15 protein-coding genes are annotated in these 13,031 nt (G+C 72.1%); 10 read left to right on the forward strand and 5 right to left on the reverse strand.

Annotated elements, in window-relative coordinates; genetic code table 11:
• Positions 1 to 21: 21 nt before the first annotated feature.
• From ACTMTJ_RS28100 to ACTMTJ_RS28115, 4 genes are all read left to right on the forward strand, one after another.
• Positions 22 to 1,152 (forward strand): ABC transporter substrate-binding protein, encoded by a 1,131-nt coding sequence (locus ACTMTJ_RS28100; protein ID WP_441221126.1) that lies wholly within the window; start codon positions 22 to 24, stop codon positions 1,150 to 1,152.
• A gap of 57 nt (positions 1,153 to 1,209) precedes the next feature.
• On the forward strand, positions 1,210 to 1,659 hold the full coding sequence (locus ACTMTJ_RS28105) for a cysteine dioxygenase (protein WP_441221128.1): 450 nt from the start codon (positions 1,210 to 1,212) through the stop codon (positions 1,657 to 1,659).
• Between the two features lie 85 nt (positions 1,660 to 1,744).
• Positions 1,745 to 2,230, forward strand: coding sequence for a rhodanese-like domain-containing protein (locus tag ACTMTJ_RS28110; RefSeq protein ID WP_441221130.1), 486 nt, complete (start codon positions 1,745 to 1,747; stop codon positions 2,228 to 2,230).
• Between the two features lie 117 nt (positions 2,231 to 2,347).
• The gene (locus ACTMTJ_RS28115) at positions 2,348 to 2,821 is read left to right on the forward strand and encodes a winged helix-turn-helix domain-containing protein (RefSeq protein ID WP_441221425.1); all 474 of its coding nucleotides are present in this window, start codon (positions 2,348 to 2,350) and stop codon (positions 2,819 to 2,821) included.
• Between the two features lie 83 nt (positions 2,822 to 2,904).
• Here ACTMTJ_RS28115 and ACTMTJ_RS28120 read toward each other — a convergent pair whose 3' ends face one another.
• Positions 2,905 to 3,801, reverse strand: a complete 897-nt coding sequence (locus ACTMTJ_RS28120) for an AMIN-like domain-containing (lipo)protein (protein ID WP_441221132.1) — start codon at positions 3,799 to 3,801, stop codon at positions 2,905 to 2,907.
• Positions 3,802 to 3,959: 158 nt separating this feature from the next.
• Here ACTMTJ_RS28120 and ACTMTJ_RS28125 point away from each other — a divergent pair, with 158 nt between their 5' ends.
• A complete protein-coding gene (locus ACTMTJ_RS28125) occupies positions 3,960 to 4,364 on the forward strand; it encodes a thiol-disulfide oxidoreductase DCC family protein (protein ID WP_441221133.1) in 405 nt (134 codons plus the stop codon).
• On the opposite strand, the gene ACTMTJ_RS28130 is transcribed toward ACTMTJ_RS28125, so the two are convergent.
• Positions 4,332 to 5,165, reverse strand: a complete 834-nt coding sequence (locus ACTMTJ_RS28130) for an MFS transporter permease (protein ID WP_441221427.1) — start codon at positions 5,163 to 5,165, stop codon at positions 4,332 to 4,334. The genes ACTMTJ_RS28125 and ACTMTJ_RS28130 overlap by 33 nt on opposite strands.
• A complete protein-coding gene (locus ACTMTJ_RS28135) occupies positions 5,162 to 5,596 on the reverse strand; it encodes a hypothetical protein (protein WP_441221135.1) in 435 nt (144 codons plus the stop codon). The genes ACTMTJ_RS28130 and ACTMTJ_RS28135 overlap by 4 nt, the downstream gene beginning before the upstream one ends.
• A 399-nt stretch (positions 5,597 to 5,995) precedes the next feature.
• Between ACTMTJ_RS28135 and ACTMTJ_RS28140 the strand changes: the two genes are divergently transcribed.
• From ACTMTJ_RS28140 to ACTMTJ_RS28160, 5 genes are all read left to right on the forward strand, one after another.
• Positions 5,996 to 6,598 (forward strand): winged helix-turn-helix domain-containing protein, encoded by a 603-nt coding sequence (locus ACTMTJ_RS28140; RefSeq protein WP_441221137.1) that lies wholly within the window; start codon positions 5,996 to 5,998, stop codon positions 6,596 to 6,598.
• Positions 6,599 to 6,611: 13 nt separating this feature from the next.
• On the forward strand, positions 6,612 to 7,316 hold the full coding sequence (locus tag ACTMTJ_RS28145; RefSeq protein WP_441221138.1) for a uridine kinase: 705 nt from the start codon (positions 6,612 to 6,614) through the stop codon (positions 7,314 to 7,316).
• A gap of 26 nt (positions 7,317 to 7,342) precedes the next feature.
• Complete coding sequence (locus ACTMTJ_RS28150; RefSeq protein ID WP_441221140.1) at positions 7,343 to 8,212, forward strand: DUF72 domain-containing protein; 870 nt, start codon at positions 7,343 to 7,345, stop codon at positions 8,210 to 8,212.
• Between the two features lie 95 nt (positions 8,213 to 8,307).
• Positions 8,308 to 9,075, forward strand: a complete 768-nt coding sequence (locus ACTMTJ_RS28155; RefSeq protein ID WP_441221142.1) for a hypothetical protein — start codon at positions 8,308 to 8,310, stop codon at positions 9,073 to 9,075.
• A 12-nt stretch (positions 9,076 to 9,087) separates the two neighbouring features.
• The gene (locus ACTMTJ_RS28160; protein ID WP_441221144.1) at positions 9,088 to 9,417 is read left to right on the forward strand and encodes a hypothetical protein; all 330 of its coding nucleotides are present in this window, start codon (positions 9,088 to 9,090) and stop codon (positions 9,415 to 9,417) included.
• Positions 9,418 to 9,470: 53 nt separating this feature from the next.
• Here ACTMTJ_RS28160 and ACTMTJ_RS28165 read toward each other — a convergent pair whose 3' ends face one another.
• Together ACTMTJ_RS28165 and ACTMTJ_RS28170 are read right to left on the reverse strand one after the other, a co-directional pair.
• Positions 9,471 to 10,208 (reverse strand): DUF72 domain-containing protein, encoded by a 738-nt coding sequence (locus ACTMTJ_RS28165; RefSeq protein WP_441221146.1) that lies wholly within the window; start codon positions 10,206 to 10,208, stop codon positions 9,471 to 9,473.
• Between the two features lie 266 nt (positions 10,209 to 10,474).
• On the reverse strand, positions 10,475 to 12,871 hold the full coding sequence (locus ACTMTJ_RS28170) for a beta-glucosidase family protein (RefSeq protein ID WP_441221148.1): 2,397 nt from the start codon (positions 12,869 to 12,871) through the stop codon (positions 10,475 to 10,477).
• Positions 12,872 to 13,031: the final 160 nt, after the last annotated feature.

Consider the following 13,031-nt stretch of genomic DNA (forward strand, 5'->3'; position numbering starts at 1 on the left):
CCAAACCCCTTGGAGGATGCGATGAGAAGGTTGATTGGCGGCGCGCTCGCGGGTGTCCTCGCGCTCGCCGCGTGTGGCACCGCGGACGAGTCGGGAACCCCGAGCGGTGACGCCACCGGCGGCACCAAGACGGTCAAGCTCCAGCTCCAGTGGTTCGTGCAGGCCCAGTTCGCCGGGTACATCGCCGCGGTCGACAAGGGCTTCTACAAGGAGCAGGGCCTCGACGTGCAGATCCTGGAGGGCGGCGTCGACATCGTGCCGCAGACGGTGCTCGCGCAGGGGCAGGCCGACTTCGCGGTCGCGTGGGTGCCGAAGGCGCTCGCCTCGCGCGAGCAGGGCGCCCAGATCACCGAGATCGCCCAGGTCTTCCAGCGCTCCGGCACCTACCAGGTGTCGTTCGCGGACAGCAACATCAAGGCGCCGGCCGACCTCAAGGGCAAGAAGGTGGGCAACTGGGGCTTCGGCAACGAGTTCGAGCTGTTCGCCGGGATGACCAAAGCCGGACTCGACCCGGGCAAGGACGTCACGCTGGTGCAGCAGCAGTTCGACATGCAGGCCCTGCTGCGGCGGGACATCGACGCGGCGCAGGCGATGAGCTACAACGAGTACGCGCAGCTGCTCGAGGCGAAGAACCCGAAGACCGGTCAGCTGTACCAGCCCGCCGACTTCACGGTGCTCAACTGGAACGACGTCGGCACCGCCATGCTCCAGGACGCGGTGTGGGCCAGCAGCGAGAAGCTGAACGACAGCGCGTTCCAGGACACGGCGACGAAGTTCCTGACCGGCTCGTTCAAGGGCTGGGCGTACTGCCGGGACAACGCCGAAGAGTGCCGTGACCTGGTGGTCAAGCGCGGCTCGAAGCTCGGCGCCAGTCACCAGCTGTGGCAGATGAACGAGGTCAACAAGCTCGTCTGGCCCTCGCCGGCCGGCGTCGGCATGCTCGACGAGAACCAGTGGAAGCAGACCGTCGACCTGTCGCTGACCACGAAGAACCAGGACGGCCAGACGGTCATCACCAAGCAGCCGGAGGGCACGGCCTACACCAACGACTACGTCCAGAAGGCGCTGAACGCGCTCATGGCGCAGGGCGTCGACGTGAAGGGTACGTCCTTCGCGCCGAAGACGGTCGAGCTCGAGGAAGGCGGCGCGTAGAAGAGATTCGCGCCATCCCTACTAGACCGATGGGGTTTATAGGGTAGGGTATGGGCCATGACGTTGTTTCCGGACTTGCTCGCCGCGACGCGGCGGTGGGCGTCGGACCCCGACTCGTGGCCCATCCAGCCCCAGTACGACCCGGACGAGCGGTGGTACGCGCGGATCGCGGCGACCCGTGAGCACGAGGTCTGGCTCCTGACCTGGCTGCCCGGCCAGGAGACCGACTGGCACGACCACGGCGGCTCGGCCGGCGCGTTCACGGTGGTGTCCGGCGCCCTTGTCGAGCGGACGGTCAGCGGCGGGCGGGTGCGCCACCTGGACCTGCCCGCCGGCGCCGGCCGCCGCTTCGGGGCGCACCACGTGCACGGCGTCGCCAACCGGGGCGCCGTGCCGGCGATCAGCATCCACGCGTACGCGCCGGCGCTGCGGTCGATGACCCGCTACCGCCTGCTGGACGGCAAGCTCCGCGTGGCCGAGGTCGAGCGGGCGGGGGTCTCGTGGTGAGCCCGAGGAGTGAGCGTCGGCGGCCCGAAGCCGCCGACGGCGGCCCGCTCGCGAGCCCCGCGGTCGCGAACGAAAGGTGGGCACGGTGAGGACGGCACTGGCGTGTCCGGGCCACACGGGGGCTCCGGCCGGTTCGCGGGGGATCGACGAGATCCTGGCCGAGGCGCGGGCCAGGCTGCGCCGGCTGGAGCCCGAGGAGGCGCACCTCGCGTACCGCCGCGGCGCGCCCCTCGTCGACATCCGCCCGGCCGCCCAGCGCGCCGCCAACGGCGAGATCCCCGGCGCGCTGATCGTCGAGCGCAACGTCCTGGAGTGGCGCTTCGACCCGCGCAGCGCCGCGAAGCTTCCGATCGCCGGCCGGTACGACCTGCCCGTGATCGTCTTCTGCCAGGAGGGCTACACGTCCTCCCTCGCGGCCGCGGCCCTTCAGGACCTCGGGCTGCACCGCGCCACCGACGTCGCGGGCGGCTTCGCCGCCTGGCGCCTGGCCGGCCTGCCCGCCTTCGGCCCCGCCGACGTCTACGCGTATCTCGAGGCCACGGGTGACCCCCGCTTACGGCCGGCGACCTGAGGAGACTTCCCGATGACCGTGACCGCCATCCCGCAGCGCCGGCATCCCCAGCAGCTCACCGGGCCGGGCCGCGCGCCGAGACGCCCGGCGGGCGCTCCCTCGTCCCCGGCGCTGACCGTGACGTTCACGGTGCCGCTGGTCGGCGAGTCGATGAGCCCGCAGGCGTTCCGCCTGCTTGAGGTGGTCCGCGACCTGGTCGAGCGCGGCGAGGGCACGGTGACGATCACGCCGACCCCGGTGCCCCCGGCGCCACTCGCGCTGCCCATGGCGATGGAGGTGGCCGGCGCGCCCGGCCACCTCCACGTCTCCCGCGACTCCCGCACGGTCCGGCTCGGTGGCACGCCGCTCGAGCTGACCCGCCTGGAGTTCGACCTGCTGGTCTTCTTGGCCGAAAACCCGCGCCGCGTCTTCACCCGGCTCCAGCTGCTCGGCGCCGTCTGGGGCTACGAACACGCGGTGGCCCGCACGGTCGACGTCCACGTCCGCCGCCTGCGCGCCAAGGTCGGCGAAAAGATCCCTCTGATCACCACGGTCTACGGCGTCGGCTACCGCCTCTCCGACGACGCCCACGTGTCCCTGGCCGACGCCTAACCCCTCCCCGAGTCGATCAGGGACTTGGTGGGCGGGTCGCCCGGCGCGCCACGCCACCAACTCCCTGATCGACATTGCGTGAGCTAATGCTTGACGTCGACCACCAGGCGCGTGGGGTTCGTGAGGAGCATCACGCGGAAGCCGGTGCGCTTGCTGGTGTCGGCGAAGACGGCGACCGTGCCGTTCTCGTGGGCCACGATGGACACGGCGCGCAGCCGGGTTAGTCCGACGTGGATCTGGCGGGGGCCGGCGATCTGGGCCGGTGCCGTCGTCAGGGGCACCAGTCCGATGTAGACCCTGGTCGGGTTGGGCACGGTGTAGGCGACGTTGATCAGCGGAAACCGTGCGGTGCGCAGGTCGACCACGAGCCGGTCGTAGCCGGGGTGCGCGCCGGTGCGGACGCCGCCGATCGACACGATGTCGGGCAGCGGAGGCGCGCCGCCCTGGAAGCGGGCCGTGCCGAACGGCTGGGTCGGCTGGTGCGCCACGTCGACGGCGATCCGCGGCGGGTTGGACAGGCGCAGGACGCGGAAGCCGACCCGGTCGGCCAGCCCCAGGCCGGCGACGATGTGGCCCTCGAACGCGCCGCCGAACTTCACCTGCCGCAGGGTCGGGTAGCCGGGGTTGACCACCTTGTTCATGTTCACGGTGGTCGAGGGGACGCCGGTGAATGCGATGCGCAGGTCGGCCGGGCCGTCCAGCGGGATCGGGTGGCCGCTGGCGACGCCTTCCAGCGGGGCGTACTCGACGCGGTAGGCGGGCGTGCCGCCGGCGAAGTCGAACACCACCCGGTCGTACCGGTCGTGCCGCCCGTGCCGCACCCCGGTGAGCACCGGTCTGTCCGGCGGGGCCGTGGCCGTGCCCACGACGGGCGCGGTCCGGGTGGGCGCGGGCAGGTCGGCGGTGCCGGCGGCCGCCCCGGTCGCCACGAGCAGCGGTGTGGCGAGGGCCACCACCGCGAGTGGGTACTTGATCCACATATCGTCCTCCCTGGGGTTGTGATGGGAGGCAGACGCGGCAGGGGGGCGGCCGGTTTACCGCCGGCGTGCGGCACCATTGAGCGGGAGTCGCGAGGCTACGGCCTTGCGCACGACGGCGGACGAGCGCCGAGCGACGGAGCGGAGCAGGCAGGGTGGGTATGGATCGTCCGACCTTCGTGTACGACGGTGACTGCGCCTTCTGCACCACGTGCGCGGAGTTCGCCAAGCGGCGCGTGTCCACGGCGGCGCGGATCGTGCCGTGGCAGTTCACCGACCTCGACGCGCTCGGGCTGACCGAGGCCCAGTGCGCGGAGGCGGTGCAATGGGTCGACCCGGCCACCGGCGCCACCGCCGCCGGCCCGGACGCGATCGCGCTGCTGCTGCGCTCCAGCCGGCCCTGGTGGCGGGCCACCGGCGCGGTGCTCCGCGTGCCGCCGGTGCGCGCGCTGGCCTGGCCGGTGTACCGCTGGGTGGCCCGCAACCGCCACCGCATGCCGGGCGGCACGCCCGCCTGCGCCGTCCCGCGGCGGTCAGGTCTGGGCGACTCGCGCCCGAGCGCGTAGCCACTCGATCGGGCGCACCTTCTCCAGCGGCAGAAACGACGTCATCGCCACCAGGTGCGGGGCGAACGAGATGGTGATCGCCGCGTACGTGAACAGGTGGAACGAGTAGAAGAACCCGATCCCGGCGTACCGCCAGCGGCCGCGCAGCGCGAAGATGAGCGGGCTGGCCAGCTCGAACGCCACGATGCCGATCTGCGCCGCGATCAGCAGGTAGGGCACCTGGGCGATCAGGTCGGCGAAGTCGGTGCCCCGGCGGATGATCGCGCGGGCCAGCACCGAGCTCCACAGCCAGTCGACGCCGCCGAAGCGGAGCTTGGCGAACGCGGCCAGGAAGTACGTGCACACCACCGCGATCTGGGTGACCCGCAGCGCCCACCCGCCGGCCTCGGTCGGCGTGGCGTCGCCGTGGCGGGCCCGCCCCACGGTGGGCAGCACCGCGAGCGCCACGAGGAAGCCGAACCGGTCGTGGTCCACCTTCCCGTAGCTCATCGCGATGACCATCCACTCGAAGTAGAGCGCGAAGACGGTCCAGCCCAGCGCGCGCGGGGCGCGGCCGGTCGCGGCGGCCAGGCTCGTCACGACCAGGAGCCAGAAGATCCCGTGGACGAGCAGGGGAGTGGGAGTGGGCAGCGGCAGCAGGCGACCGACGAGCAGCGGCTGGTAGAGGTCGCCGGGCACGTCGGCGTGGGTGCGCACCCAGGGTGTGACGACGGTGATGTCGGCGACGACGAAGAGGTAGACGAGCGTGCGGAACGCCGCGATCCGCCCGCGTGGCACGGGCTCGAAGAGCCACCGCTTCACAGCCGCCACGACGCCACCACCTTGTCGGTGTGGGTGCGGGTGGGGCGGCTGTCGCGCACGCCCTCGTACCGGATCACGATGCGCACCTCGACGAGCGCGGGTGCGTCCGGGTTGCGGGCCACGTAGGCGTCGGCGACCTGCCGCAGGCGGGACGGATCGCCCTGGTACGCCGCCATCTGCCCCTCGATCTCGGCCCGCCGGATGCCGGTGCTCCGCTCGGTGAGCGACACGACCGCGCCGGTGGTGTCGACGCCCTCCACGCGGGTGTCCGGGGCCGGCTCGTCGGCGCCGGGTGCCGTCGAGTACATCCGGAAGGGGCCGAACGGGAAGTCGTCGTCGACGCCCGACAGGGTGCCGGCCAGCAGCAGCACGCCGGCGGCCACGGTGGCCAGCAGGCGCGCGGCGCGCCCACGGGTCGTCAGCGTGTCCACAGCACGGTGACGATACCCGACCGATTGTCACTGAGCGTCCGTGGCCCTTTCACCGCGCAATCGCGAAAGCCAGCGAGAGATATCGATTCCTGCAAAGGTTGTCGATTGTCACATTTCTGCAACGCCCACGCCTATTGACCGGGGACCGGGCGTACCGGGACCATCGTGACATGCGGTCTGTTGGGGATACTCGTGTGCCTTCTGCGATCCTATTCGTCCTACCTTACGCGTGGGTCTCTCCCTGGTCGGAAACCGTTTGACGGGTGGAATGTTGCCGGAAATTCCTCCGGCGGCACCGCTGTAAAGAACTCGAGTTTCCTGGGGATTCGTCTCGCGTACTTAACGCCGGCCCAATTCGCGTGCCGGACGCGGGCGATATCCGATCGTTGAGGAGGACCCATGTCGGTCGTCGCCACATCCACGCGCACCGGCTGGCACATGTCGCAGCCACCGGGCCCCGGCAGAGCGCCCGGCGGACGCCGCCCAGCCGGCGGCTCGCCCACACTCACTGTGACGTTTTCGATCCCACTCGCCAGCGACGACGGGCTCACCCCACAGGCCTTCCGTCTCCTCGAGGTGGCACGCGAGCTCGTCGAGCGCGGTGAGGGCACCGTGAGCCTCTCGCCGCCACCCACGGAGCCCGCCCTGGGCGACGACGGCGACGAGCCGATTCCGAGCGTCACCGGGCCGGCCGGCGAGGGCACCTTGCGCGTGCTGGCCGCCTCCCGCACGGTGCTGCTCGGCGACGAGACGCTGCGGCTCACCCGGCTCGAGTTCGACCTGCTGCTCTTCCTGGCGGAAAACCCGCGCCGCGTGTTCAGCCGCCTCCAGCTGCTGACCGGCGTCTGGGGGTACGAGCACGCCGGCGCGCGCACCGTCGACGTGCACATCCGCCGCCTCCGCTCCAAGATCGGCATGCACGTGCCGCTGGTCACGACGGTGTACGGGGTGGGCTACCGCCTCGCCGACGACGCCCACGTGATCGTGGAGCGCGACGCCTGATAAAGCTGGTGGGATGCGCGTGCGTCCCATCGCTCCTGACCTGCTGGTCGACGAGCTGGCCGACCGGCTCGCCGCCGACCGCCCCGGGCAGTGGCTCCGGGTCGCGGTCGACGGGCCGCCGCCGGCGACCCCGGAGATCCTCGCCGCCGCGCTGGTCGACCCGCTCCGCGCCCGCGGGCGGGCCGCCGTCCACATCCCGGCCGGCGGCTTCCTGCGGCCGGCGTCGCTGCGTCTCGAGTTCGGGCGGGACAACCCGGACGCCTTCTACACCGCCTGGCTCGACGAAGACGGGCTGCGCCGCGAGGTGCTCGACCCGCTCGCGCCCGGCGGCACGGGCGAGGTGCTGCCCAGCCTCTGGGATCCGGCGACCGACCGCGCCACCCGCGCGCCCTACCTGAGCGTCCCGCCCGCCGCCGTCGTGCTGGTGAGCGGCCAGCTGCTGCTCGGCGGCGGCCTCCCGTTCGACGTGGCGCTGCACCTGGTCGTGTCGCCCGCCGCGCTCGACCGGCGGATGCCGGCCGACCTGCGGTGGACGCTGCCCGCCTACGCCCGCTACGCCGACGAGGTAGCCCCGGCCTCCTTCGCCGACGTGGTCGTGCGCGTGGACGACCCACGGCATCCCGCGCTGGTGCTGCCAAGATCCGATCCGAGGAGCGGAGCGACGAGGCCGGATCGCGGCGGCACCTGGGCGGCCAGCGAGCGAAGCGAGCGCGGTTAGCACAGCGCTGGTGCAGACTGGGTGACGTGGGTGAGATCAAGGTAGGCACCGCCTCCTGGACCGACCGCACGCTGCTCGAATCGGGGTGGTACCCGGCGAGCGCCGACACGCCGGAAAAGCGCCTCGCCTTCTACGCCGAGAAGTATCCGCTGGTCGAGGTCGACGCCACCTACTACTCGCCGCCGGCCGAGCAGACCGCCGCGCTGTGGGCGGCCCGCACCCCGCCCGGCTTCACGTTCAACATCAAGGCGTTCAGCCTGCTCACCGGCCACCCCACCAAGGTCTCGGCGATCTACAAGGACATCCGGCCGGAGACCGAGAAGAAGAGCATCTACCCCGGCGACCTCGAACCAGCCGCGTACGAGCAGGTGTGGGAGCGGTTCCTCTCCGCCCTCCAGCCGTTGGTCGACGCCGGCAAGCTCGGCGCGTTGTTGTTTCAATTTCCGCCCTGGTTCACCATCCGCCGGTCCAACAAGCAGTACCTGCTGGAGGTGCAGCGCCGGGTGCGGCCGTTACGCGCCGTGTACGAGTTCCGCCACGCCTCCTGGTTCGACGGCGGAAACCGCGACGAGACGCTGGAGTTCCTGCGCAAGCACAAGCTGCCGTACGTCTCGGTCGACATGCCGCAGGGGCACAAGTCGTCGGTGCCGCCGGTCCTCGCCGCGACGGCCGACCTGGCGGTGGTGCGTTTCCACGGGCACAGCGAAAAGTGGACGAGCAAGGACATCCACGAGAAGTTCGGCTACCTCTACAGCGACCGCGAGCTGAAAGAGTGGGCGCCGAAACTGAAGAAGCTGGCCAGCGAGACGGCACAGACGCACGTTCTGACCAACAACTGCTACCGCGACTACGCGCAGCGGAACGCGAGCCAGCTCGTCGAGCTGCTGGGGGAGTAGCGTGATACCCCCTCCCGGGGTCGGTTAGGCGACTGCGGAAGGGAGTGCCGTCCCAGAAACTGTCCTGGTCGTCGAGGACGCCAAGGAGGTAGCTGATGGGGTGGAGGCTCAATCCGGCTCTGACCGCGTTTCGGGTGGCCGTCGACGCCCGCTACCCGCACCGCGACACCAAGTCGGACGGCACGATCGGCGACAAGGCCCACCAGACCCGCAAGTCCGACCACAACCCCGACAAAGACGGTTCGGTCGACGCGTGGGACATGGACGTCGAGCTCAACGGCCGCGGCAAGCCGTACGCGGAGGACGTCGAGCACCTCAAGCGCGTCTTCCAGGCGCACGAGGCGTCCCGCTACTGGATCCACGACGACCAGATCGCCGAACGCGCCAACGACTGGCGCCGCCGGCCGTACAAGCCGGACGACCCCGACCGCAACAAGCACATCAAGCACGTCCACTGGAACACGCGCCAGTCGATGGAGCGTTCGAAGGCGCTCTGGCGCGTCGGCGACGACGAAGACCTCGACACCGAGCAGGCGAAGCTGCTGCTGGACGTGCAGTTCCTGCTGTGCCGCGCGGTGCCCAACCCGGCCGGCAAGGGCCGCGTGCCGCTGCACGTGTGGGCCGGCTGGCTGACCGGCGCGGTCAAGTCGCTGGCCATCGCCACCGCCGGCGCCGACGAGGCCACCAAGGCGCAGCTGCGCCGCGACCTCGACGACCTGGACGCCCAGGTGCGGCCGTCCAGCGACGACGCCATCGAGGCGGTCCGCGCCGCCGACGACCTGGAAGACATCGTCCGCCGCCTCCGCGAGGTGCTCGGCGACCAGACCACCGCCGTCGGCACCCACCTGCTCAACGGCTTCTGAAAGGACGAAAGGGTGACCCCCGACCAGGCAAAGCTGCTCAAGGACTCACACTTCGTGCTGGCCCGCGGAGTGCCCAACCCGGCCGGCAAGGGCCGCGTGCCGCTGCACGTGTGGGCCGGCTGGATGACCGGCGCGGTCAAGGCGCTGGCCACCGCGGTGTCGCGTGTGGACGAGGCGACGAAGGCGCAGCTCAAGGCCGACCTGGACAAGCTACAGGCCCAGCTGGCCGGCGCCGCCGACGCCGACCCGGGCGACTCGGCCATCGAGATCGCCGCCCGCCTCCGCGTCGAGCTCGGCGACAAGGCCGCCGAGGTGGGGGCGCTGCTCGTCGCCCGCGACTGACGTTCTCCAGGCGGACTTCCCGGGTCCGCGTCACTCGTGGACGCGGATCCGGGTCAAGGGGTGCGGGTCGTGGGGAGCTCGCGGCGGCGGGCGAGTGTCGCGAACGTCGAGGCGTCGGCGACGGCGGCGCAGCCGGGGTCGTTGTTGAAGTAGACGTACGTGTCGACCGACGGGTCGACGCGGTCCAGCCACGACCGCAGCGCCGCCCGCCCGTAGTGCGGCCAGGGGCGGGCGCGGCCCTCGTGCATGCGCAGGTAGCCGAAGTCGGCCGTGTGCCACAGCGGCGTGACCGGGCGGCCCTTGCGGTCGGCCCAGCACAGGGCCGCGTTGTGTCCTTTGAGGACGGACTCGGTCTCGGGCGTCCACCACGACGCGTGCCGCGGTTCGACCGCCACGCGCACGTCGCGCGGGAAGAGGGCCAGCGTCGCGTCCAGCGTGTCCGGGTCGGCGCGCAAGGTGGGCGGCAGCTGGAGGAGCACCGGCCCGAGGCGGTCGCCGAGCGCCGTCGCGCGTTCGAGAAACCGGGCGACCGGCTCCTCGGGGTCGCGCAGGCGCTTGACGTGGGTGAGGTAGCGGCTGACCTTCACCGCGACGCAGAAGTCGTCCGGTGTGCGGGCCCGCCACTTGGCGAACGTGTCGCGTTCGGGCAGCCGGTAGAACGCGTTGTTGACCTCGACGGTGGCGAAGTGCTCGGCGTAGTGCTCCAGCCAGAGCCGCTGCGGCAGCCCTTCGGGGTAGAAGGGGCCGCGCCAGTCCCGGTACTGCCAGCCGGACGTGCCCACGTGGATCACGCCTGCTCAGTACCCGCTCCGCCCCGTGATCAAAAGCTGCCACGAGCCGCGGCTGAGCGGTCTTTCACCACGGCGGACATGAGGAGTCAGGAATCCGCGCGCACCTAGCCACGGCCGGGGCCGTAAGGACCCGGCGCAGCCGCCGGGGTGAGCGTGACCAGCGGCGGACGGGTGAGGCCGCGGGAGCAACGGCATGGACCACGGCGGGCATCGCGGTAGCTCAAATCTCAATAGGGGGTCGAAGCCACCCCGACTCCGGAAGGTCTCTAGTGGAGGGTGACCTCCGTGGTGAGCTGGCGGTCGGTGCCGACCTCGCGCTCGGCGCCGACGAGGCGGAGCGCGACGGTGTGGGCCACGTCGGTGCTGGAGCGGGAGAGGCGCAGCTCCAGCGCGCCCGGCTCGACGACCCGCGTGCCGGCCAGCCCGGTGAACGCGGACAGGTCGGCGTGCACCCGGAAGTCGACGCGGCGGGACTGGCCCGGTGCGAGCGCCACCCGCGCGTACCCGATCAAACGGACCACCGGGCGGGTGACCTGCGCGACCGGGTCGTGGAGGTAGAGCTGGACCACGTCGGCGCCGGGGCGGTCACCGATGTTGTGCACGGTCATCGAGACGGTGACCGCGCCCTCGGTCGGCACCTCGACCGGGTGGTCGGGGTCGTGCGGGGCGCCGTCGACGCGGACCCCGTCCCAGGCGAAGGCGGTGTAGGACAGGCCGTGCCCGAACGGGTACAGCGGCGTCGGGTCGACCGACGTGACCGAGGAGGCGTGCGCGAGCGGCGGGCCGAGGTAGGTGGTGGGGCCGCCGGCGGGTCGGCGGGGGACGCTGACCGGGAGGCGGCCGGACGGGCAGACCCGGCCGGACAGGACGCCGGCGACCGCGGGGCCGCCCTCCTCGCCGGGGAAGAACGCCTGCACGGTGGCGGCGAGCCGGTCGGCGTAGGCGCCCAGCGCGTACGGGCGGCCGGTCAGCAGCACCGCGACCACCGGCTTTCCGGTGTCGAGCAGCGCCTCCAGCAGGGCGCCCTGCGCCCCGGGCAGGTCGAGGCTCTCCACGTCGCAGCCCTCGCCGGAGGTGCAGGAGTCGCCGAAGATGCCCGCGCGGTCGCCGACCACGGCGACCACCACGTCCGCGGCCTGCGCGGCCGCCACGGCCGCGGCGAAACCCGCGGTGTCGGAGCCGTTGACCTCGCAGCCGGGCACGTGGGTGACGGTCGCGCCGGGCAGCTCGGCGCGGAGCGACTCCAGCGGACTGGGGATCGCCACGCCGGTCGGCAGCTGCGGGTGGTGGATGCCCACGTGCGCCGGGAACGTGTAGCAGCCGAGCATCCCGGTCGAGCCCTCGGCGAGCGGGCCGACCATGGCGATCCGGGCGTCCGGGCGGAGCGGGAGGGCGCCGCCGTCGTTGGCGAGCAGCACCACCGACTCCTCGGCGACCTCGCGGGCGAGGGCCCGGCCGGCCGGCGGGTCGAGGTCGATCAGGCCGTCGATCGGCGCGTCGCCGGCGGCCTCGACCTCGGCGGGGAACGGCTGCCAGTCGCTGTCGAGCAGGCCCAGCTCGAGCTTCTGCCGGAGCACGCGGGCGGCGGCCCGGTCGACGAGCGCCTCGGAGACCTTTCCTTCGCGTACCGCTTCGACGAACGCCGGGCCGAAGCACCGTACCGCCGGAAGCTCGACGTCGACCCCGGCGGCGAGCGCGACCGCGGCGGCCTGGACCGGCCCGTCGGCCAGGCCGTGGTGCAGCTCCAGGAAGGACACGCCGAAGTAGTCGGCGACCACGGTGCCGGTGAAGCCCCACTCGTCGCGGAGCAGGCCGGTCAGCAGCTTGGCGCTCGCCGCGGGCGGCAGGCCGTCGATCTCCGTGTACGCGTGCATCACCGACCGGGCGCCGCCGTCGCGCAACGCCATCTCGAACGGGAACAGCAGCACGTCGGCGAGCTCGCGCGGACCCATGTGCACGGGCCCGAAGTTTCGCCCGGCGCGGGAAGCGGAGTATCCGACGAAGTGCTTGAGCGTGGCCACCACGCCGGCCGACTCCAGCCCGCGCACGTACCCGGTGGCGAGCGTCGCGACGAGGTACGGGTCTTCGCCGAGGGTCTCCTCGGTGCGGCCCCACCGGGGGTCGCGGGTGACGTCGAGCACCGGGGCGAGGCCCTGGTGCACGCCGAGGCGGCGCATGTCGGCGCCGATCCGGGCGGCCATCCGCTCGACCAGCGCGGGGTCGAACGTCGCGCCCCAGGCCAGCGGCGTCGGGTAGACGGTGGCGCCCCAGGTCATCACGCCGGTGAGGCACTCCTCGTGGGCGACGGCCGGGATCCCGAACCGGCCGGCGGCCACGATCTCGCCCTGCACGCGAGCCAGCGCCCGGGCGCCCTGCGCCGGGTCGATCGGCGCGGTGCCGAACGGGCGGGAAAGCTGCCCCAGGCCGGTGCGGATCAGCCCGGTCCAGTCGAGCGTGTCGCCGACCAGCTCGTGCTGCTGCGGCGCCATGTCGTCGGGCGTGGCGTTCGCGCCGAGCCAGACGCCGTACAGCTGGGCGACCTTCTCCTCGAGCGTGAGCCGGCCCAGCAGGTCGGTGACCCGCTTGTCCGCCGGGAGGCTCGGGTCCTGCCAGGGCTCGGGGATGGTCACCGCGTCCGGCGCCGCGGCGCTCCGATCACTCATGGAGGAGTGTCTCCTGTCGTCTGCATCGCGTTGTTTCGGGCATGTTCCGGTATCCGCCTGCGCCTCCGATGCCGGGCTTCCGGGCCGCTCGGATCATCTTCCGGGATGTTTCCGGAACATCTTTCGGGCGTTTGGCGGTCTAGGTTGCCTTACGGTAACG

This window comes from Phytohabitans sp. LJ34 (genome assembly GCF_052068095.1).
Taxonomy (GTDB): domain Bacteria; phylum Actinomycetota; class Actinomycetes; order Mycobacteriales; family Micromonosporaceae; genus Phytohabitans.

What these genes read in the sequence shown, in the direction of transcription:
- ACTMTJ_RS28100 (WP_441221126.1), top strand. Translation starts at nt 22, where the DNA reads ATGAGAAGGTTGATTGGCGGCGCGCTCGCGGGTGTCCTCGCGCTCGCC.
- ACTMTJ_RS28105 (WP_441221128.1), top strand. Translation starts at nt 1,210, where the DNA reads ATGACGTTGTTTCCGGACTTGCTCGCCGCGACGCGGCGGTGGGCGTCG.
- ACTMTJ_RS28120 (WP_441221132.1), bottom strand. Translation starts at nt 3,801, where the DNA reads ATGTGGATCAAGTACCCACTCGCGGTGGTGGCCCTCGCCACACCGCTG.
- ACTMTJ_RS28125 (WP_441221133.1), top strand. Translation starts at nt 3,960, where the DNA reads ATGGATCGTCCGACCTTCGTGTACGACGGTGACTGCGCCTTCTGCACC.
- ACTMTJ_RS28140 (WP_441221137.1), top strand. Translation starts at nt 5,996, where the DNA reads ATGTCGGTCGTCGCCACATCCACGCGCACCGGCTGGCACATGTCGCAG.
- ACTMTJ_RS28145 (WP_441221138.1), top strand. Translation starts at nt 6,612, where the DNA reads ATGCGCGTGCGTCCCATCGCTCCTGACCTGCTGGTCGACGAGCTGGCC.
- ACTMTJ_RS28155 (WP_441221142.1), top strand. Translation starts at nt 8,308, where the DNA reads ATGGGGTGGAGGCTCAATCCGGCTCTGACCGCGTTTCGGGTGGCCGTC.
- ACTMTJ_RS28170 (WP_441221148.1), bottom strand. Translation starts at nt 12,871, where the DNA reads ATGAGTGATCGGAGCGCCGCGGCGCCGGACGCGGTGACCATCCCCGAG.